Origin of the sequence: Sphingomonas sp. A2-49, assembly GCF_025548555.1 — a bacterium.
In the GTDB taxonomy this organism is placed as follows: domain Bacteria; phylum Pseudomonadota; class Alphaproteobacteria; order Sphingomonadales; family Sphingomonadaceae; genus Sphingomonas.
In genome coordinates, this window is sequence record NZ_JAJLPA010000015.1 from 66907 (window position 1) to 87681 (window position 20775).

20 protein-coding genes and 1 tRNA gene are annotated in these 20775 nt (G+C 62.8%); 4 read left to right on the plus strand and 17 right to left on the minus strand.

The genetic code is table 11. From position 1 onward, the window contains the following. The 6 genes from gltB to LPN01_RS12625 form a co-directional block, all read right to left on the minus strand. The gene (gene gltB, locus LPN01_RS12600; RefSeq protein WP_262828765.1) at window positions 1–4503 is read right to left on the minus strand and encodes a glutamate synthase large subunit; all 4503 of its coding nucleotides are present in this window, start codon (window positions 4501–4503) and stop codon (window positions 1–3) included. After that, window positions 4500–4979, minus strand: coding sequence for a hypothetical protein (locus tag LPN01_RS12605; RefSeq protein ID WP_262828766.1), 480 nt, complete (start codon window positions 4977–4979; stop codon window positions 4500–4502). The genes gltB and LPN01_RS12605 overlap by 4 nt, the downstream gene beginning before the upstream one ends. Then, on the minus strand, window positions 4976–5272 hold the full coding sequence (locus tag LPN01_RS12610) for a nucleotidyltransferase domain-containing protein (RefSeq protein ID WP_262828767.1): 297 nt from the start codon (window positions 5270–5272) through the stop codon (window positions 4976–4978). The genes LPN01_RS12605 and LPN01_RS12610 overlap by 4 nt, the downstream gene beginning before the upstream one ends. Then, window positions 5269–6702 carry an NAD(P)-dependent oxidoreductase gene (locus LPN01_RS12615; protein WP_262828768.1) on the minus strand — a complete coding sequence of 478 codons (1434 nt, stop codon included), beginning with the start codon at window positions 6700–6702 and terminating at the stop codon, window positions 5269–5271. Before LPN01_RS12615 ends, LPN01_RS12610 begins: the two co-directional genes overlap by 4 nt. Window positions 6703–6855: 153 nt before the next feature. Then, the gene (locus tag LPN01_RS12620) at window positions 6856–7653 is read right to left on the minus strand and encodes an undecaprenyl-diphosphate phosphatase (RefSeq protein ID WP_262828769.1); all 798 of its coding nucleotides are present in this window, start codon (window positions 7651–7653) and stop codon (window positions 6856–6858) included. A gap of 13 nt (window positions 7654–7666) precedes the next feature. After that, window positions 7667–8596 carry a complex I NDUFA9 subunit family protein gene (locus LPN01_RS12625; protein ID WP_262828770.1) on the minus strand — a complete coding sequence of 310 codons (930 nt, stop codon included), beginning with the start codon at window positions 8594–8596 and terminating at the stop codon, window positions 7667–7669. A gap of 109 nt (window positions 8597–8705) precedes the next feature. Here LPN01_RS12625 and LPN01_RS12630 point away from each other — a divergent pair. Then, a tRNA-Leu gene (locus tag LPN01_RS12630) sits at window positions 8706–8792 on the plus strand. A 90-nt stretch (window positions 8793–8882) separates the two neighbouring features. Next, window positions 8883–10427 carry a site-specific integrase gene (locus LPN01_RS12635; protein ID WP_316747983.1) on the plus strand — a complete coding sequence of 515 codons (1545 nt, stop codon included), beginning with the start codon at window positions 8883–8885 and terminating at the stop codon, window positions 10425–10427. 428 nt (window positions 10428–10855) lie between these two features. On the opposite strand, the gene LPN01_RS12640 is transcribed toward LPN01_RS12635, so the two are convergent. The 5 genes from LPN01_RS12640 to LPN01_RS12660 all read right to left on the minus strand — a co-directional run bounded on the left by LPN01_RS12640 (window position 10856) and on the right by LPN01_RS12660 (window position 14689). After that, on the minus strand, window positions 10856–11692 hold the full coding sequence (locus tag LPN01_RS12640; RefSeq protein ID WP_262828772.1) for a hypothetical protein: 837 nt from the start codon (window positions 11690–11692) through the stop codon (window positions 10856–10858). A gap of 9 nt (window positions 11693–11701) precedes the next feature. Next, window positions 11702–12046, minus strand: coding sequence for a hypothetical protein (locus tag LPN01_RS12645; protein WP_262828773.1), 345 nt, complete (start codon window positions 12044–12046; stop codon window positions 11702–11704). 172 nt (window positions 12047–12218) lie between these two features. Next, a complete protein-coding gene (locus tag LPN01_RS12650; RefSeq protein WP_262828774.1) occupies window positions 12219–12749 on the minus strand; it encodes a hypothetical protein in 531 nt (176 codons plus the stop codon). 22 nt (window positions 12750–12771) lie between these two features. After that, window positions 12772–13035: a hypothetical protein gene (locus LPN01_RS12655; protein WP_262828775.1), complete on the minus strand. Its 264-nt coding sequence runs from the start codon at window positions 13033–13035 to the stop codon at window positions 12772–12774. A gap of 1078 nt (window positions 13036–14113) precedes the next feature. Further along, window positions 14114–14689, minus strand: coding sequence for a recombinase family protein (locus LPN01_RS12660; protein WP_262828776.1), 576 nt, complete (start codon window positions 14687–14689; stop codon window positions 14114–14116). A gap of 380 nt (window positions 14690–15069) precedes the next feature. Here LPN01_RS12660 and LPN01_RS12665 point away from each other — a divergent pair, with 380 nt between their 5' ends. Together LPN01_RS12665 and LPN01_RS12670 are read left to right on the plus strand one after the other, a co-directional pair. Further along, the gene (locus tag LPN01_RS12665) at window positions 15070–15972 is read left to right on the plus strand and encodes a hypothetical protein (protein WP_262828777.1); all 903 of its coding nucleotides are present in this window, start codon (window positions 15070–15072) and stop codon (window positions 15970–15972) included. A gap of 306 nt (window positions 15973–16278) precedes the next feature. Then, the gene (locus LPN01_RS12670) at window positions 16279–17505 is read left to right on the plus strand and encodes a tyrosine-type recombinase/integrase (protein ID WP_262828778.1); all 1227 of its coding nucleotides are present in this window, start codon (window positions 16279–16281) and stop codon (window positions 17503–17505) included. A gap of 80 nt (window positions 17506–17585) precedes the next feature. Here LPN01_RS12670 and LPN01_RS12675 read toward each other — a convergent pair whose 3' ends face one another. The 6 genes from LPN01_RS12675 to LPN01_RS12700 all read right to left on the minus strand — a co-directional run. Next, window positions 17586–18179, minus strand: coding sequence for a hypothetical protein (locus tag LPN01_RS12675; RefSeq protein ID WP_262828779.1), 594 nt, complete (start codon window positions 18177–18179; stop codon window positions 17586–17588). 94 nt (window positions 18180–18273) lie between these two features. Then, the gene (locus LPN01_RS12680) at window positions 18274–19194 is read right to left on the minus strand and encodes a nucleotidyl transferase AbiEii/AbiGii toxin family protein (RefSeq protein WP_262828780.1); all 921 of its coding nucleotides are present in this window, start codon (window positions 19192–19194) and stop codon (window positions 18274–18276) included. After that, entirely contained in the window at window positions 19184–20020 is an 837-nt protein-coding gene (locus LPN01_RS12685) for a type IV toxin-antitoxin system AbiEi family antitoxin (RefSeq protein WP_262828781.1), read from the minus strand. The genes LPN01_RS12680 and LPN01_RS12685 overlap by 11 nt, the downstream gene beginning before the upstream one ends. A 94-nt stretch (window positions 20021–20114) precedes the next feature. Further along, entirely contained in the window at window positions 20115–20327 is a 213-nt protein-coding gene (locus LPN01_RS12690; protein WP_262828782.1) for a helix-turn-helix domain-containing protein, read from the minus strand. Next, window positions 20324–20554 (minus strand): DUF2274 domain-containing protein, encoded by a 231-nt coding sequence (locus tag LPN01_RS12695; protein WP_262828783.1) that lies wholly within the window; start codon window positions 20552–20554, stop codon window positions 20324–20326. Before LPN01_RS12695 ends, LPN01_RS12690 begins: the two co-directional genes overlap by 4 nt. 1 nt (window position 20555) lies before the next feature. Continuing rightward, a partial coding sequence (locus LPN01_RS12700) for a TrbI/VirB10 family protein (protein WP_316747994.1) occupies window positions 20556–20775 on the minus strand: 220 nt, incomplete at its 5' end.

Below are 20775 nucleotides of genomic sequence, written 5' to 3' on the forward strand. Positions count from 1 at the left end.
TCATTCCGCCGCGACCAGCTCCACCGAATCGTCGAGCGGATAGGCCTGGCGCGACAGCATCTCCTTCGGCACGACCTGCCAGAAGTCGCCCGCGATGCGGTCCCAGTCGGCGAGCAGCCCCTTCGACCATTTGCTGTCGGTCGCCTTGGCGTGGCGCTCGACCAGCGCGTGCAGCACGCCCTCCCAATGCGTCGACGCCAGCCGTTGCCAGACAATGCTTTCGGGATTGGCGCGACGGGCGAATTCGCCGTCGGGATCGTAGACGAACGCCATGCCGCCGGTCATGCCCGCGCCGAAATTCTGGCCGACCCGCCCCAGCAGCACCGCGACGCCGCCGGTCATATATTCGCAGCCGTTGGCGCCGCAGCCCTCGACCACCACCGTCGCACCCGAATTGCGCACCGCGAACCGCTCGCCCGCCTGTCCCGCGGCGAGCAATGTGCCGGAGGTCGCGCCATAAAGGACGGTGTTGCCCAGGATCGTATTGTCCTGGCTCGCCAGCGGTGACGATACCGCCGGACGCAGCACGATCGTGCCGCCCGACAGACCCTTGCCGACATAGTCGTTGGCATCGCCGAACACCTCGAGCGTGATCCCCTTGCACAGGAACGCGCCGAGCGATTGCCCCGCGCTGCCGCGCAGGCGGATCGTGACGTGCCCGTCGGCGAGCTTGCTCATGCCGAACCGCCGGGTGATCTCGCTCGACAGGCGGGTGCCGACCGCGCGGTGCGTGTTGCGCACCGAATAGGTGAGCTGCATCTTCTCGCCGCGGCTGAACACCGCGGCGGCATCCTTGATGATCTGCGCGTCGAGGCTGTCGGGCACCTCGTTGCGGAAGGTCGACAGCGAAAAGCGCCGCTCGGCATCGGTCGCGTCGACCTTGGCGAGGATCGGATTGAGGTCGAGGTCGTCGAGATGCTCGGCACCGCGGCTGACCTGCCGCAGGAATTCGGTCCGTCCGATCACCTCGTCGAGGCTGCGCACGCCGAGCCGCGCCAGGATGTCGCGCACCTCCTCGGCGATGAACGTCATCAGGTTGATGACCTTTTCCGGCGTGCCGACGAACTTCGACCGCAACGCCTCGTCCTGCGTGCAGACGCCGACCGGACAGGTGTTGCTGTGGCACTGGCGCACCATGATGCAGCCCATCGCGACGAGGCTCAGCGTGCCGATGCCGAATTCCTCTGCACCCAGGATCGCGGCGATGACGATGTCGCGCCCGGTCTTGAGCCCGCCATCGGTGCGCAGCCGCACCCGGCCGCGCAGGCCGTTGAGCGTCAGCACCTGGTTGACCTCCGACAGGCCCATTTCCCACGGCGTGCCGGCGTATTTGACGCTGGTCTGGGGCGACGCGCCGGTGCCGCCGACGTGTCCGGCGATCAGGATGACGTCGGCATGCGCCTTGGCCACGCCCGCTGCGACGGTACCGATCCCCGACGAGCTGACCAGCTTGACGCACACCCGCGCGCGCGGGTTGATCTGTTTCAGGTCGTATATCAGCTGCGCCAGATCCTCGATCGAATAGATGTCGTGGTGCGGCGGCGGGCTGATGAGCGTCACCCCCGGCGTCGCATGGCGCAGCTTGGCGATGAATTCCGTCACCTTGAACCCGGGCAATTGCCCGCCCTCGCCGGGCTTGGCGCCCTGCGCGACCTTGATCTCGATCTCTTCGCAGGCGTTGAGATATTCCGCGGTCACGCCGAACCGGCCGCTCGCGATCTGCTTGATCGTCGAATTGGCGTTGTCGCCGTTCTCGTAAGGCGTGAAGCGCTTGGTATCCTCGCCGCCCTCGCCCGACACCGCCTTGGCGCCGATGCGGTTCATCGCGATCGCCAGCGTCTCGTGCGCCTCCGGCGACAGCGCACCGAGCGACATGCCCGGCGTCACGAAGCGCTTGCGGATCTCGGTGATCGCCTCGACCTGGTCGACCGCGACGCCCTCGCTCGGGAAGTTGAACTGGAGCAGATCGCGCAGATAGACCGGCGGCAGGTCCGAGACGCCGCGGCTGAACTGCAGGTAGCTGGTATAGCTGTCGGTCGACACCGCGGTCTGCAACAGGTGCATCAGCTGCGCCGAATAGGCATGCGTCTCGCCGGTGTGGCGCTGGCGATAGAAGCCGCCGATCGGCAGCGTCGCGACGCCTTCGTCCCACGCCTGCTCGTGCCGCACCAGCGCGGAATAGTGCAGCGAATTATACCCTTCGCCACTGATCTTCGCGGGCATGCCGGGGAACAGGTCGTTGACCAGACTGCGGCTCAGGCCGACCGCCTCGAAATTATAGCCGCCGCGATACGACGAGATCACCGCGATCCCCATCTTGCTCATGATCTTGAGCAGCCCCTCCTCGATCGCATGGCGATGCCGGCGGAGGCATTCGTCGAGGCTGAGATCGCCGAACAGGCCGCGCACTTGGCGATCGACGATTGCCGCTTCGGCCAGATAGGCGTTCACCGTCGTCGCGCCGACGCCGATCAGCACCGCATAATAATGCGTGTCGAGGCATTCGGCCGAGCGCACGTTGATCGAGGCATAGGAGCGCAGGCCGCGCCGGACGAGATGCGTGTGCACCGCCGCCGCCGCCAGCACGCCCGCGATCGCGATCCGGTCTTCGGACACGTGCTCGTCGGTCAGGAACAGCTCGCTCTTGCCCTGCCGCACCGCCTGTTCGGCCTCGTTGCGGATGCGCTGGATCGCCGCGCGCAGCTTTTCGGGGCCGCCATCGGCATCGAAGGTGCAGTCGATCTCGGTCGCGGTCCGCGCGAAATGCGCGCGCAGCCGCGCCCAGTGCTGCCCGGTCAGCACCGGCGAATCGAGCACCAGCACGCGGTCGCGCTGGTCCTCGGTATCGAGGATGTTGGCGAGATTGCCGAACCGCGTCTTGAGGCTCATCACGTAGCGTTCGCGCAGCGGATCGACCGGCGGGTTGGTCACCTGGCTGAAGTTCTGGCGGAAGAACTGGCTGATGAGCCGCGGCTTGTCGCTGATGACGGCGAGCGGCGTGTCGTCGCCCATCGACCCGATCGCCTCCTTGGCCGTTTCGACCATCGGCGACAGGATCAGCTCCATGTCCTCCAGCGTCTGCCCCGCCGCGACCTGTCGCCGCGCGAGCGCGGGGCGATCGTAGCGGACCACCGCCTCGGCGACCTCCGGCAGGTCGTCGAGCGTATGGAACTCGCCGATCATCGCGGCATAATCGTGCTCGCCGCTGATCCGGTCCTTGACCTCCAGGTCGCCGAGCACGCGGCCCTCGTCGAGGTCGACCGCGATCATCTGGCCCGGCCCCAGCCGCCCCTTGGCGACGACGGTCGATTCGGGGACGATCACCATGCCGGTTTCCGACCCGACGATCAGCAGCCCGTCCGACGTCTGGGTGAAACGCAGCGGGCGCAGCGCGTTGCGATCGACGCCGGCCACCGCCCAGCGTCCGTCGGTCATCGCCAGCGCGGCGGGGCCGTCCCACGGCTCCATGACCGACGCGAGGTAATTGTACATCGCGGCATGGTTCGCGGGCGTGTCGGCGCCGGTCGCCTCGGGCACCAGCATCAGCTTCGCGGTCGGCGCGTCGCGGCCCGACCGGCAGATCGCCTCGAACACGGCATCCAGCGCGGCGGTGTCGGACGCGCCGGCCGGGATCACCGGCTTGATGTCCTCCGAATTGTCGCCGAACGCCAGGCTCGCCATCCGGATCTCGTGGCTGAGCATCCAGTTCTTGTTGCCGCGCACCGTGTTGATCTCGCCATTGTGGGCGAGGCAGCGGAACGGCTGCGCCAGCCACCATTGCGGGAAGGTATTGGTCGAATAGCGCTGGTGAAAGATCGCGACGCGCGATTCGAAACGCTGGTCCTGCAAATCAGGATAGAAGACCGACAGGCTCTCGGCGAGGAACAGGCCCTTGTAGACGATCGAGCGGCAGGACAGCGAACAGACGTAGAAGCCCTGGATCTGTGCCGCGATCACGCGCTTCTCGATCCGGCGGCGGACGAGGTACAGGGTCTTTTCGAACTCCGCCGCCGACACCTCGTCGGGCAGCGGCCCGGCGATCATGATCTGCTCGATCTCCGGCCGCGTCGTCTGCGCCTTCATGCCGATCACGGAGACGTCGACCGGCACCTGGCGCCAGCCGTAGATCGTATAGCCCGCCTCGATGATCGCGCTCTCGACGATCGTGCGGCAATTCTCCTGCGCGCCCAGATCGGTGCGCGGCAGGAAGATCATGCCGACCGCGAGCCGGTTGGGCATCACCTTGTGCCCCGACGCCACGACCGCATCGTCGAAGAAGCGGTGCGGCAGGTCGATGTGGATGCCGGCGCCGTCGCCGGTCTTGCCGTCGGCATCGACCGCGCCGCGATGCCACACGGCCTTGAGCGCATCGACCGCCGACTGGACGACGCGCCGCGAAGCACGCCCGTCGGTGGCGGCGACCAGGCCGACGCCGCAGGCATCGCCTTCGCTGTCGGGACGGTACATGCCGTTTTCGGCGAGATAGGCGCGCTGGTCGGTCATACCATTTTCCTGGGAAGTACGTCGTGGACGAAGGCTGCAAGGCGGCGCCGCGTCTCGGCAAGGTAGGGCAGATAGCCGATCGCTTCGGCCAGGCGATCGAATTGCACCTGCGCCTCGAGCGGATAGTCGTGAACCAGCTGGTTGCGGAGCTTGACCACCCGGCTCCAGTCGGCGGCGGCATCGAGGATGCCGAGCCGTTCCATGAAGTCCGCGTGGTCGCGCGCGAACCACCGTCCGCTGTCCTCCCCCATCAGGGCGGGCACGATGCGAAACACCCGCGACAGCTGGTCCTCGATCTGTTCAAAGCTCTTCAGTACCGCCCGCGCGGCCGACTGCCGATGCGATTCCATCGCGTCGAACGCCGCAAGGTCGGCAGGAACCTGCCCCAGCCACGCCAGATCGCCCGCCGCCGAACGATCGAGCCGTTCGAGCCGTTCGAGCAGGCGCCGGAGGATGTCGGGTTCCGGCGCGATCACAGCACGATGCCGTCGCGATAGGCGATCCGTTCGAACGGACCGGGGGGCCGGCCCCGGACGGCGACGAGCACGTCGACCTTGCGCGGCTCCGTCATGGCCCAGAACCGGCTTTCGAACGTCGTGCGCTGGCGCAGCTCGTCGTCGATGTCGTTCACTTCGACCAGCAGGTCGATGTCGCCGCCGCGCAAGTCGTCGTGCACGCGGCTGCCGAACAGGCGCACCACCGCCGTTTCGCCGAACGCTTCCGCCGCCGCGGTCTTGATCGCCGCCACCTCGTCGGGCGACAGCCTCATGCCGCCACCCGCCCCGCCCTGGCTTTCGCCTTCAGCCACTTGTGCATCGTCGCCGCGACATCGCGGCCGTCGCGGATCGCCCAGACCACCAGGCTGGCGCCGCGCACGATGTCGCCCGCCGCGAACACCCCGTCGAGGCTGGTCATCAGCGTCTTGCCGTCGACCAGCACCGTGCCCCAGCGACTCACCCCCAGTTCGGGCGCGCCGAACAGCGCCGGCAGGTCCTCGGCGTCGAAGCCCAGCGCCTTTACGACGAGGTCGGCGTGGAGCGTGAAGTCGCCGCTCGGATCGGCTTCCGGCGCGCGGCGGCCGCTCGCGTCGGGCGCGCCGAGGCGCATCCGGCGCGCGCGCACGGTACCGTCGTTCTCGAACGCCGCCGGGGCGGACAGCCAGACGAACTCGGCGCCCTCTTCCTCGGCGTTGGCCACTTCGCGCTGGCTGCCCGGCATGTTGGTCCGGTCGCGGCGATAGAGGCACTTCACCGATGCCGCGCCCTGCCGGATCGCGGTGCGGACGCAGTCCATCGCGGTGTCGCCGCCGCCGACGACGACGACGTGCTTGCCCTCGGCATTCAGCGTGCCGCCATCGAAGGCGGGCACGGCATCGCCGAAGCCCTTGCGGTTCGAGGCGATCAGAAAGTCGAGCGCCGCGACGACGCGGCCGTCGTCGCCGCCCGCCACGTCGAGCGCGCGCGCCTTGTAGACGCCCGTCGCGATCAGCACCGCGTCGTGACGCTGGCGCAAGTCGTCGAGGCTCGCATCCTCGCCGACGCCGAAGCCTTCGTGGAAGACGATGCCGCCCGCCTTCAGCCGGTCGACCCGGCGCATGACCACGGGCTTCTCGAGCTTGAACCCGGGGATGCCATAGGTCAGCAGGCCGCCGGCACGATCGTGACGGTCGTAGACGTGGACGTCATAGCCGTGGCCGCGCAGATATTCCGCCGCGGTCAGCCCGGCCGGCCCAGCGCCGATCACCGCGACCGACTGCCCGCGCGCCGGGCCCGGCACCAGCGGTTCGACCCAGCCCTCTTCCCACGCGGTGTCGGTGATGAACTTTTCGACCGATCCGATCGTCACCGCGCCGTGGCCGGTGAATTCGATCACGCAATTGCCCTCGCACAACCGGTCCTGCGGACAGATGCGGCCACAGATTTCCGGCATGGTCGAGGTGCTGTTCGACAGCTCGTAGGCTTCGCGCAGCCGGCCCTCGGCGGTCAGCCGCAGCCAGTCGGGGATGTGGTTGTGCAGCGGGCAATGGACCGAGCAATAGGGCACGCCGCATTGCGAACAGCGCCCCGCCTGATCCTCCGCGGTCGGCGGCGCGTAGCGTGCGGCGATCTCGGCGAAATCCTCCGCCCGGACGCCGGCATCGCGCTTAGCCGGATAGGCCTGCGCCCGTCCCACGAACTTGAGCATCGAATCCTGCGCCATACGGCCTCCTTGCCTTCTCGCTAGAAAGACAAAGCCCCTCTGTCACGCACAAAGTGGTCGATACGACACTGTCTATTACCTAAATTCGGGAAAATCCATTGTCTCTGGCCGCATCTGCGCTGGATCGGGGCCGGACAACCGGCCGTATCGGACCTAGCGAAGCTGGAGCGCCACCAGCGCGACTGCACCCACGACGATCCGGTACCAGGCGAAGGGTGCGAAGCCGTGGCGGCTGACGATCCCGACGAACCAGCGGATCACCACCAGCGCGACGACGAACGACACCGCGAAGCCGATCGCGATGCTCAGCCATTCGCCCTGCCCCAGCGTCGCGCCCGATTTCAGCAGGTCGTAGCCCGATGCCGCGAGCATCGTCGGAATGGCGAGGAAGAACGAGAATTCCGCCGCCGCCCGGCGCTCGACCCCGAGGCTCAGCGCCCCCATGATCGTCGCGCCCGACCGGCTGACGCCGGGGATCATCGCGAGGCACTGGACGACGCCGACGCCGAGCGCGGTGGTCCAGGGCATCGCCTCGACCGATTCGATGCTTGCGCGCCTGGCCATCCGCTCGATCGCCAGGATCGCGACGCCGCCGACGATCAGTGCGATCGCGACCACCGTCGGGCTTTCCAGCAACGCCTTCACCGCCTTGTAGACGACGACGCCGATCGCGGCGGCGGGGAGGAAGCCGAGCGCGATGTTGCGGACGAACGCCCAGGATTTGAGCTGCCCGCCGAACAGCCCGACGGCGACATCCATGAAACGCCGCCAGTAGAGCACGATCACCGCCAGGATCGCGCCCAGCTGGATGACGATGTCGAAGGTCGCGGTCGCCTTGTCCTGCACGCCGAGCAAGGTGCCGGCGAGAATGAGATGCCCGGTCGACGACACGGGCAGGAATTCGGTGACCCCCTCGACGATGCCGAGGAGGATGACGGTGAGGAGGTCCATGGCCGTTCCGTTCTCAGGCCGCGAGCGTCGCGGCGCGGCGGCCGAACCGGCCGGTACGGCGGAAGCGGACCAGCCATTCGGGCGCGACCGACTGGAGCGGCGTCGCCTCGACACCGAGCGCGGCGAGACCTGCCGCCCCCGGCGCGACGACGGTGTCGCGCTGGAGCATCAGCCACTGGTCGGTGGTGATCGGCGCCAGCGGCAGCCGCGCGAGCAGCGCGCCCGCCGCATCGGGCAGCTCGACGATCGAGGGATCGCGGCCGATCGTGCGGGCGATCCAGCGGACGATCTCACCCATGCTCATCACGTCCGACCCGCCGAGTTCGAACGTCTGGCCGGCGAAGCGCGGGTCGGTCGCCGCCGCCATCGCATCGCCGACGTCGGCGGCGAACACGGGCTGGAATTTCACCGGCGCGCGCAGCACCGGCACCACCGGCAGCCGCGCGACCATGCCCGCGAAGCGGTTGATGAACTGGTCCTCGCGGCCGAACACGATCGACGGGCGGATGATCGCGGCGCCGGGGAATGCCGCGCGCACCGCCGCCTCGCCCCGCCCCTTGCTGCTGCCATAGCCCGACGGCGCGTCCGGATCGGCGCCGATCGCCGACATGTGGACGAGGCTGGTCGCGCCCGCCGCCGCCGCAGCCTCGGCGACGTTGCGCGCGCCACCGACGTGCAGCCGCTCGAAATCGCCCGCGAGCACGCCGACCATATTGATGACCGCGTCCGCGCCCTGCACCGCGCGCCGTACGGTGTCGGGCAAGGTCACGTCGGCGGCGACGAACTGCGTCTGGCCGAGCCCGCCCAGCGGCTTGAGGAACCAGGCATGGCGCGGGTCGCGCTCGGCGACGCGCACCCGCGCACCGTCGCGCAGCAGCGCCTGTACCACGTAGCGGCCGACGAAGCCGCCGCCGCCGAAGATCGTAACCAGCTTGTCCTGCATGCGCCTCGGGCCTTTTTTGCGTCGCTTTCCTGACGATCTGCCCCTTGCCCCGCGAAACCCGTGTTGACAAGCGCGCCGACCGCCCCCTAAAGGCCGCCGCCTACCCCGTGCCCAGATGGCGGAATTGGTAGACGCACCAGCTTCAGGTGCTGGCGATCGCAAGGTCGTGGAGGTTCGAGTCCTCTTCTGGGCACCATTTTGCACTAGGGCTTGAAAACCCTAGGAATTAGCGGAAATCTTCGGCTTTTTACGAGCGTCTAGTACAAAGGTACGAGGACGACGGCCTATGTGTTCATACCTCCATCGCGCTCCTAACGGGGTCTATTATTTCCGCATGGGGATACCTGCGGACCTGCGCCCCTTCATGGCTGGCAAGCGGGAGATAAAGCGGTCGCTAGGTCTAAAGGACAGGGAGGCGGCTAAGGCCCTCATCCCCGATATGACCAAGACGGCCCATGCTCTGCTCAAGCAAGCGGAGCGGGATAAGGCCGCTGCCGAGCCTGCCCCAGTCATTGCCCCCAAGCCTGCATCCCAGATCGAACGGGAGCGGAAGCGGTGGGAGGCTGAGCAACTACAGGCCGAGCTAGTGGCCGATGACCTGTTTGCATCTGACAGCGAGATAGAGCGGCTTGAGCCGATCATGGATGCCTTGGCAGCAGGGATAGAGACTGACGCCTCCCCGGCTGACGTGGCTAGAGCTGGCAAGCTGCTTGTCGGGCATGAGCGGGAGAATGCCGGGGCGCTGATCGCGTCCATGCAAGCCCGCTACGGCAAGCCTGCCCGCGCATCGGAAAGCCGAAATCAGGCCGTTGAGTACAACCCCAATGCCACCGCCAATGAGGGCAAGGGCAAATACCTAGATACAGATATCCTCGACGGGTGGGCCGCTGAGCGTAAGCCGTCGCCTCGTGGCAAGGATGCCTACTGGCGGGATGCCAAGCTGTTCAATTCCATGATGGGCCGTAAGTCAGTAGAGCTAATCACCAAGGCCGATGTGATGGCCTATAAGCGCAAGCTGATAGCGGACCCTGCCCGTTCTCAGGTGAATGTGCGGGACCGGCTGGCCTACCTGCGGACCCTGCTAGAGTGGGCGGCGCAAGAGGATATCGTTCCCGTCAACGTGGCCCGTGACGTTAAGATGGCCGTCACTGAGCGGGGAGAGAAGCGGAAAGACTTCTCTACCGATGACCTCAATGCCCTGTTCGCTGGCCCAGTTCATGCCAAGGGCGAACGGCCTAAGGGCGGATATGGTGAGGCTGTCTATTGGCTTCCCCTGTTAGCCCTGTTCATGGGTGCGCGCCGGGAAGAGATTGGACAGCTTCGGGTGCATGACGTGAAGCCCGTTGCCTACATAGACGATGACGATAAGCGGCAAGAGGTATGGTGTATCGACATTACGGATACGCCCGATGACGACGCCTTGCCTAATCAGATCAAGAATGAGGCAAGCAATAGGCTTGTCCCGCTGCATCCCAAGCTAATCGAGCTAGGGTTCATCGACTATGTGCAAAAGCTGCCAGATCAGACAGGCCGCGTATTCCCCGGCTTAAAGGCCGTAGGCATTGGCAAGAAACTAACCGACAAGGTGGGTCAGTGGTTCAGCCGCTATAAGCGAGATTGCGGTATTGAGGATAAGGCTAAGGTCTTTCACTCATTCCGCCATACATGGAAAACCCATGCTGTAGATGCCGGTATCCCTGAGCGGGTATGCCGACAGTTTCAAGGGCATGAAGGTAAGGACGCTGCCGATAAGTACGGGGCTGCTCCATCTATGCGGGTAATGGTAGCGGCTATTGCATCTTATCGGGTGCCGGGCTTGAGGATCGGCTAGCCGTACTAAGGCTGGTTGAGAAACCCCGACAGACCCACCAGCCTATGGCCAGTATAATTACTAACGGTATCGTAGCAGCCCCGCCCGCTAGCGATATAGCAATGAGCTTACCATACCAAGTTGAATGCTCGTTGGCATATGCCATGCTTGATATCTTTTCGGCGCGACTGGCCTCAATATACAGATCGCTCCATATACCTTGCTGCCAAGCCGCAAAGCCGCCAATGCAGGCCCATGTTACTACCCATACACCAACGACAGCTATAGATAGGCGACGATATCCCCGTCGAACATTCATCTCGATCCTCCGACACTACAGATACCCATTTTCTGCCCCGCTCAGCCCCGTCAGGAGCCGATTGGATGCGGTCGGGTATCTGTAGGCCGGGATAGCCTAGAAGCTCTGTGCGAGTTTCCTAGGCCGTTTCTCAGGCATCCGGCCCGAGCGGTACGCCAGCGTCACGGCGGGCAGCTTCCCCGGTCGGGGTCACTCGGTATCCCGTGGCCGTCTGCATACAGCCCACGTCCCCTACCGGGGTGCCATGGGTGCGGCGGGCTGCATCGCCAGTCTGAGCTACGCGGATGCCGGTCACGCTGCGGCTGGCCTGATAGGGATCATAACCGGACATGCTCTGCCCCGCCTGTGGGCCGCTTGCCGGGGCCTGTGCAACGAGGCGGAAGCCGGTCGGGGTCTGTACCCACTGCGGTCCCGTTGCCGGTGCCTGAGCGGGCGCTGCCGGGGCCTGTGAGGCCGGGGCGGGAAGGCCATTAAACCCGAACGAGCTTTGGGCCGTCTGGCCCGGTGCCAGCGTAGTGGCGTCGGGAACATCAGGGGTTTCCGCAAAAGCTTCGGACGTGCTGCCTAGCGCATCCTCGATAGTCCAATTGGCTGCATCAGCCTCGGTCACTTCACCCTTGCTGATAGCCAATGCCTTGGCATCCTCAAGGATCATAGGGGCAAGGCCATCAAGGCAACTGTCATCGCCGGTATTATTGTATTCGGTAAGCGCCTTATCATACAGCGCAACGGTAGCATCATCACTATGGTGGATCAGATCAACGGCAGTATGCAGCGTGTTTCCCATGGCAGGGACACGGGCAATGAAGCCATCGATAGCATTCTTGTAGGCAACATTGGCGGGATAGCCTTTAGCCAATTCAGCCGTAGCGGCTTGCTGTACGGTACGGGGATTGTGACCATGTACAGCAATCAGGGATAGTGCCGCCTTGACCTTGATGGCCTGACGGGGAGTTAGTGCGGTCATGTGGTTTCCTTAGGAATTGAGCGGCGGAACGTCGCCAATGGTCCGCTGCGGCGGGATGGACCCTGAGCGGATGCAGGCGACTAGGAAGCGGAAGGCATCCTTGAAGCGGGGCGTATCGAGGTAGGGACGGCCTGCGGCCTCCCACAGCGCATAGACCTCAACAGCATTACGTCGGGCCACGCATTGAACATCGGCGGGATGGTCGTAGAGTTCGGGAGTTACGCGCCGGTCGGACAGAATAGGCCAGCCTGCCTCAAGCTCTATCGCCTGTCGGGCTAGGAACACGGACAGGTTAGCCGCATCAGGCCGGAGATAGACGGAGGCTAGAGCGGCATCGGCCTTGCCAGCCATCATCCATGCAGTGACCGCCCCCCATTCCACATGGGCCTTGGTGCCATCGGCATAGGGGTCTGCCCGTTGTAGCAGGTCATCAAAGGTGCGGGGTTCAACGTGCCAACGTGGCCGAGGATTGGCTGGGAATGAGCGGGGAGGCTGTGGTGCCTCTCCCGTTCCCCAGTCGTGCGGATCAGGCACTATGCCAATGGCCGCTAACGGGATCAGTGCCCGTGAAGTACCCGCGTTGCTTGCCCCGCATGTATGCTTCAAACGCCTCGTAGGGCTTACCCGGTGCCAGTGCCATAATGCAGGCCGGGATGGCTTGAGGCTTCTCCGTTATGAGATAGTCGAACGCATCATCGTCAAGAGCAGAGAAGCCGTTGCATTCATGCTCTTTAGGAACACTGGCGTTCTCTTTGATATCCCAGGTGTCGCGCTTGTACTTGATGAGGAAGCCAGTAGTGTTCAGATTGTCACCGGATTTCACCTCAACGCGGATATCAGAGAAGCGGGAGAGCCGTAGATTGCGAGCCTCTACCTGTTCGTCAGCAAGGGCGGTAGCAAAGCGATCCTTGGCATCCTTCAATGCCTTATCGATCTCATTGGCCTTATCCATGGCAGGCTTACCAAGGATATCAATATAGTTATTGACCTTGAGCAATTCGGCACTGAGCGTTTCAATCTCGGTGGCGATAGCAGCAAGGATGTCTTTGTTGTTCATAGTAGGTTCCTGTTCTGTTAAATCACGAGCGGGGTGCGAAAGCGCCGACACGCAGCTTTTCATCACGGTAATTATGGATGGTCCCGGTATCTGCATCAGCAGCAGCCATCAGCTTGGCGATAGACGGTCGGCCAGCGGGCTTACGCTCTGCATATTCGGGAAGCGGGATATTCAGCACATCAAGAGCTAGGCGGAAGCCGCTACGGATACGGCCATCTACTCCCTCGACATGGTTGGCAACGCGAGGATCATAGAGGCGGCTAAGGTCAATAGACGTGGTGGTCATAGGTAATCCTTCGATTTGGTGGAGTAACTTTGTCAAATGTTACAGAGAGATGTCCCACTTACGGATAAGCAAACGGGAATAGGTAGATTGCTGGTATATAAAGGGTACGCCTACTGACTGCCGACTAGGGGCAATGCTACAGTCAGTAGGCTGGCAATTGCTCAGGGCCGATGGGCTTCATTGGATAATGAGCAATGCGTATGGAGAGGAACGGCAAGCCATCGCCGCAATAGCTTGCCATGAACCGGAGCCGATAAGCTCAACAGTCCTACATTCCTCAGATAGCCTCAGGGACGTATCAGCGATCACAGAACAGGAAATGTGACAACTGACCTGAGGCTATCAGAAGAATGGGATTGTGTATGGCATCCACGGTATCAAGCCGTAGAGTACCAATGATCTATACTGATATAGTATGATCTTAGATTGAGATATATTAAGCTGTATCATCGGCCCCCCTACCCCCCAGAGCTTCCAATATGGACGCTACCCGTAATCGAGTATGGAGATAATTCGACTACATAACGTCAGGCCGAATGCCTAGGTTACAGTCAGTGGGAGCTATACAGCGTGCATGATCTTGAGTTGAGATAATACGTCGCTTGTAGAGCATCGGCCGATATCCATGCGCTGCCCCTAAGGACGGCACACCCCTTCGCTTTCGCTAACCATTGCTGGCTGTGGATATCTACAGTTAAGTACTGTCAGACTTGCTCCGGCTAAACGGACGCTGGCGGTGATGAATGGTTCTGTCTCGTGACGGTAATGAAATCGGATCGGCGATTATTGAGGCTTAACCTCAGGTTCGTACCGGGATCATTCTTAGGGATACCTCGACATATAGATAGCCGAGGGTTCCCATTGCAATACGGTAGTGAAATGCCCGGAGCCGATTACCGCTCCATTGCCACACGGTCCCGAAACTCAGCCGCACCCCGTACAGCCCCGTACAGAGCCGCCACGGTCATCGGGCAGGGTCAGTACCCGACGCCTCCCATATCGAGTCTGGTAGCCGTCTCTGGGCGATTACGAGGGCGTCCCTGTCGCTAGTCCGATGCCAGCCCGTCGAGTATCGCAATCACCCGGCGCAATACCGGGATACCGTCGCCTTCGAGATGCCGAAATGCGCCATCGTCTGACTGATCGAAGCGCCATGCTCCCTACGCCAATCTGCCACGGCCTTGGCATCAGCAGCGAACGGACGGCCTAGGCCAGCCTTGCCCCGATGCGTCAGCCCGGTTGCCTCTATCGAAGCGCGGGCAGCTACCCGGCCACTGTCGCACCGTTCCTTGATCCGCTGGCGTTCCATGTCAGCCATCTGGGCCAGGACGGCCACGATCAATTCCCCGACGCCACGGCCAATCGGTCCCAGCCCCTTAACGTCCAAGGTGACGCCACGGTCTAGTAGCTTCCGCACCGTGGCCTGTACGTCCAAGGCATCGCGCCCCAATCGATCAAGGGCATAGACGTAGAGCGTGTCGCCTTCCCGTATGTAGTCGAGCAGCTTGGCAAAGCCGGGACGGTCAGCAGCGAGGATCGCCCCGCTAACTCCTTCATCGGTAAACTCACGGTCGAAGCTGTCACCCAACGCCTTGCGCTGGGCTTCAATGCTCTGGGCTTCTGTCGATACGCGGAAGTAGGCAACGCGGCTCATGGTCTGATCCTCACAAGGTATGCTCGATATGTGAGGCAGCATCACAAATCTGTCAAGTGTCTTGTGAGGCAAGCGGTAGTGATCCACCCAGCATGACTCACAAGCTACAACTTGCGAGGCAGGGTCATCGCTACCGGGATCAATGGGCTGGGCTGGGTCATCGCTACTGTGACACGCTACGCCGGGAGAACGAACCACGCGCAATAATGCAGGTCGGGTAGGCGTGTCATATTCGTGGGACCGGGCAGGTAGGGGCTACGGGGACAAAGCGGCTCCTACTTGTCTGATCTGCCCTTTCGCATATCCTTAGCGAAAATAGGTCGTAGGCGGTTTAGCTCTCGGTGCTCGACGCGCCTCCCAAACCAATGCAACATACCCTGATGGCTGCCGATAATCAGACCCCCTTATCTAGCACGTACTGGGACTTGCACAGGAATACGCTGCTGCTTAGCTCCCTGTTGCTCATCATTTGCATTCCGGGAGTGACTGTCGAGTCGAAGCAGAGCTTCCTGTGGTTGTCGTTTAACAACGTCGCTTTTAACGGCTTGAGGGTGATTGTCGCTATAGCCGCGACCTATTCCTGCCTAGCATACCTTCTTGAATGGAGAAGTGATGCCCTTGTCATATTCCGCAAAGAAGCGGGCTTAGCTGAAAGCTCTCGTCAACGAGTCGATGCGTTGATTGCTGCCGCTACCGAAGGTCCGCAAAAGGCTCTTGCTCTATTGAATGGCGCGATTGTAAATCTGCACACAAACTTTCCACCCCATCTATGGGATAGGCAATACACGCCCGTTATACTAGAGGACTTGGCGAAAGCATCTATCGAGACATTCCCGGAGGCCCTGCTGTCGCACAACTTTAAGAAGGCTCTTCCTATGAATACATATGGAGGAAGCTTTGGCCCACCATTCGATGAGCAAGCCTTTCGTGAAGCTAGCGTCAGAGGCATGGGGATGGTTGCCAAACAAGTAGCCAATCACACTGCAAAGACAGTATGCGATAGCATGTCCTTGGAGATTGCAAGTAGGATTGAAACAGCATCCCGGTCTGCCGAAGACCTATCTCGATCACTTGAAGAGCTAAACACGCCGCGCGGTAACTTATGGGGCCTTAGAAATCAGATGAGACTATCTCTGATTCTATGGAGGACGAGAGGATATCTCAGGCTTATTGTTCTCGGATTATGGGTTCCCTTGATCGTCTATGCCACAGCTATCGCGCATCTAGCAGGGCAATTAAGCAACATCCATCTTTGGTCATTGCTCGCGATCCCACACGGATAGCTTTGCCGGAGAGGCAGCCCCTTGCCCCGGCTAGTACAAAAGCCTAATACAACCGTCCCGACGCTCTTCCAGAAAACCGCAGAAATCCGCCATTTTTGGTGCCAACCGTAAAATCCTCTTCTGGGCACCAGAAACGCTTCCGGAATGATCCGGGAGCGTCCAGCAAGCAGCTGGTTTAACAGCATATTTCGATGGAACATCGCCGACTGACCGTCCGGCGACGTCCACCGGATTCCAGCCCAAACACCAACATCTGTTGGTGTTATTGTTGGTGGTGGATCGACCCGGCTTAGCTGGGAAATCGACATGCTGTCTCATCTCCGAATCAGCGCCGCCAAGCCTGCGGCGAAGCCGTTCAACCTCTCCGATGGCCAGGGGCTCTTCCTCACGGTCCAGCCCAACGGCACCAAGCTCTGGAAGCTGAGCTTCCGCCATCTCGGCAAGCAAAAGACCCTGCACCTCGGCCTGTGGCCCGATGTCGGCCTCGCCGATGCCAGGGCCCGGCGTGACGAAGCACGCCGCCAGGTTGCCGCGGGCCTCGATCCTGCGGTCGAGAAGAAGCGAGCGCGGGTCGCGGCCAAGGTCGCCGCAGCGAACACGTTCAAGGACGTCGCGGAGGAGTGGATCCAGAAGTGCGAGCGCGAGGGGCGTGCCGAGATCACCCTCAGCAAGATCCGTTGGCTGCTCGGCATGGCGTATCCGATGATCGGCAGCCTGCCGATCGCGGACGTGACACCACAGGAAGTGCTGGCCGTGCTCCGCAAGGTCGAATCGGATGGCCGGTACGAAAGCGCCCGCCGCATGCGAAGCGTCCTTGGTCGCGTGTTTCGCTACGGTATCGCGACCGTGCGCTGTCAGAAGGATGTTGCTGCCGACCTTCGTGGCGCGATCGCCACGCCGCGAACCAAGCACCTGGCGGCAATCACCAACCCGAAGGAGGTCGGTGCGCTGTTGCGGGCGATCGACGGCTATTCGGGTCAGGTGGTGACGCTGATGGCGCTCAAACTGTCACCACACCTCTTCGTTCGCCCCGGTGAACTGAGGCAGGCGCAGTGGAGCGAGTTCGATTGTGACAAGGGGGTCTGGTACCTAGCGGCCGAGCGGATGAAGATGCGTCGACCGCACCGCGTGCCGTTGTCGCGTCAAGTACTGGAGTTGATCGAGGAGCTACGGGACCACACGGGCCACCGCGACTATCTCTTCCCGTGCATGGGAAATCCGAAGCGCCCGATGTCCGAGAATGGTGTGAATCAAGCGCTACGCCGCCTCGGCTATACCAAGCAGAAAATGACTGCGCATGGGTTTCGCGCGATGGCGGCGACGCTGCTCAATGAAATGGGCATCTGGAACCCGGACGCAATCGAGAAGCAGCTTGCCCATCTCGATGCGAGCGCGGTGCGACGCGCCTACACCCGCGGCGAATATTGGGACGAGCGAGTCCGCATGATGCAACACTGGTCGGATCATCTCGACGGGCTGCGCACCAACGGCAATGCCGCGCAGGCTGATTGCGGCCGGAAGGCGCCGGGCTGATTCCGATACGGGTTGGAAGCCGTGACAATACCCCGGACAAGATCGCGTCGGGTCCGAGGTTTTTTCACATTCGCCCTGCTTCAATCCTTGTCGTCGATCAATGCACCGGTCGACCAGCGTTCGCTGGTGTGCTCGAGATAGAAGTCCGCTTCCTCCGTGAAAGTCGCCATGGACAGGACCGTCGCACTTCCGTCGAGCCAGGCACCGTGAGCTTCCGGACGCGAGAGCAGCGGCATATGCCGGCTCACGCGTTCGATGAGCGGATTGGCCAGGACGAGGATGCCTGCGCAACCCTGACCACCTGGTGCGCAAAAGCCGGCCCAGCCGACCAGCGGCTGATCCCACAGGCCCACCCATGCGCGCGTGCGCTGCCGGGCGGGCCCGTCGGGATAGGCGAAGGATTCAAGTACGATGAGGCAACGCTCGAGCTCGCCGGGATCGACGAGGACCCCGGCATCCGCGCGAAACTCGCGCGGAAAGAGGATGGCACGGCGCGCGCGTGATCGGCCGGGGTCGATGAATGCCGTCGTTGGCAGGCCCCAGGTCGATGTTTCGATCGTACGCCGGCCATCGCGCTCGGTGATGGCAACGACCTGCTCGCCGGGCCAGATCAGGGGTTTCCAGGTCGGGTTGCCGCAGGGCTCGGCACCGAACAGTGCCTGCATCTCGCTCACGGTGCCTCGGCAACGAAGGAGCGCCGTCACGATCGTGCGTCCTCCGGACTCGGTTTGCGCGCGACGCGGAAATCCAGCGTGCGGTAATCCCGGATCATCGGCGTAGGGCAGCCGCAAGCCTGCTGCGCTGGTCGGCATGCTTTTCCGGGTTGCTGTCCCTGAGTTTTCTGAGGTTGAGCAGCTTCCATCTGATCGCCGGCAGGTCCGCAGCCGCCTGATGACCGATCACCCCAAAATCCGGCTCACCATCGTGGAGCGAGAGCAGGAATTTCACCGCGGCATCGGTCGTGCGCTCCGCCACATCGCCAATCAGCCGCTCGCGCGCTGCAAGCAGGGTTCGAAGGGGAACATGCTCGATCGTCATTCCGTCGAACTCCCTGGCAAAGGCGCGGTCGATGTCGATCCGATTGGGAGCGATCAGTTCGTGAAGCGGGCGAGGCGAAGAGGCAGCGTAGATGAGAAATGTCCGGTACAGCGCGTCGGTGACGCCTTCATGCTCGTACAGGAGATGCACATCATACAGGTCGCGCGGATGCTGGCGATCAAGCGCGGCGCAGAGCTTGCCGGCGTAGAGATCCTCGAAGGCGAGTACCGGCATCTCGGCGAAGCCGAACGCATCCTCCACGACTTCAGTCACGCGCATCAATTGCGGTGGTACCACGGTGCCGCGAAGCACCGGCGAAACCTCGATCTTCACTTCGGCCCCAGCCGCACGAAGCAGGATCCGGGTATCGCCATCGCCGCCGCCGCTGATCCGTTGTGCTTCGACGCCGTGCAGTTCGCGCTGCGCCCGCTCGATCAATCGGCCGAGGGCGGCACTGATATTCGCAAGGGCCGTGCTGCGGTCGTCGAGCGGCACGTAAGTGAGGTCGATGTCGACCGAAAGCCGCGGCATGTCGCGATAGAACAGGTTGATCGCGGTGCCGCCCTTGAGCGCGAAGTTCGGTTCATCAGCGACCAGGGGAAGTGCGCGAACGAGAAGCGCGACCTGCGCGGCATAGGCGTCACGCGCCATCTGCTGCCTCTTTCGAACCCGGGCCAGCGAACTCCGCCGGCACGACAAGCTGGTAGGCTGCCGCATAGCGACCGCCTTCGACCAGCATGCGCGGCCCTTTGCCAAGGTCGATGGCCGTGCGATCGATATGGGCGAGCCACCGGTGGCGATGGCGGTCGGCGAACAGGAAGAACAGCCGCTTCACCTTCACGCTCCTGCACGCCTGCAGCAACTTGTCGAGGCGACCGGGGCGCAGCGATGGCAGCCCCTCGAACAGCATGTCGACCTTGTGAAACGTCTCGGCGTCCGGAAGCTCGTTAAGCGTTTCCAGCACGGCGCGTTCCGGGGTCGAGCGCCGCAGCGGCCAATCCCACGGGTTCGGGGCATTTTTCGCAGCTGGGTCGAAATCCTGATCGTCGATGCCAAGCGGCTCCGAGCCGAACAGTTGACGTCGGCGTAGCAAGGGATGAGCATCCAGGGTGAGCCTGGGCAGCCAGGCGGGTACATCGCCATAGAGATAGACGCCTGCACTGCGCCCGAGGCCAAGATAGTGATTATGTCCTTCGAGGCTGAGAGCGGTCATCCCACCGACGTGGAAATCATAGTCCATGATCCACTGGGCAGAGAGCACCGCCAATTTCCAGTCGACGACGTCCGTCGAGCGCTCCTGCGGATAGGGACGGCGATAGACCCCCCGCGCGACGCGACCGAGCCATCCTTCGCGATGATAATCGGAAGCCGAGCTCTTTGCGACGCTGCTCGCGGCGAGCCATCGAGAATCGACCAGGAAGCCTGGCGGAACCTGATCGAGCACTCGCTTTAGAGGATTGCTATTTAGTCCGCCCATGCCGGACTAAATGGGGCTTTTGTAAAGCACGATCAAGTGTTCATTTTACAACGGGTCGAATAGGTCCGGTGAGCGCGAACCGACAGGCTCATGTTCAAACTACCCGATTATCGGGGGTGTCGTTGTCGGTCAGTAGCTTCAGGCTACGATATTGCACCAAGGTGGCCCTGCCGACCTTTACCGTCTCGAGATCGCCGGACTGAATCAGTTCGTAGATCCGCGACCGGCTGAGGCCGGTGATCCGCACGGCGGTCGAAACGCGAACCGTCAGCGGCTCGATCTTCTTCTCCCAGGCACGCTCGATCACTTCTGCCTCCGTTGCGCGGCATCCCGCGCGCGTACGAAGCTGCGATCGCTCTCGAGGAAGGCCGTCAACATCGCCGGGATCAGGTCGGCGACGGGTTCCTCCACTCCATAAGTCTCGGCGTAGATCGCCGCATAGGCCTGGAGCGACGATTGAAGGTCGGGAGTGACGGTGATCGCCAGCTTCACCGGCGTGCGATCGGGCAGCCTGCCCAGTTTCAGCTCAGCCATGTCAGCTTGCCTTTCCGTGCCAGGGCACAAGAATGAGATCGCGCGTCACTAGCAACCGCACCGCGGCGCCGGGGCGGATCGTGATGGTCGGCTGGATGTCGAGATTAAGCTGCGTAATCTGGTCACCAGCCCGCGCGGTATTGGTCTGCGCGGACTGCCGAATGGCTTGCACCAGATCGCTCCCGCCGCCGATCGTCAGTTCGGAACCGACGCCGAGCAAT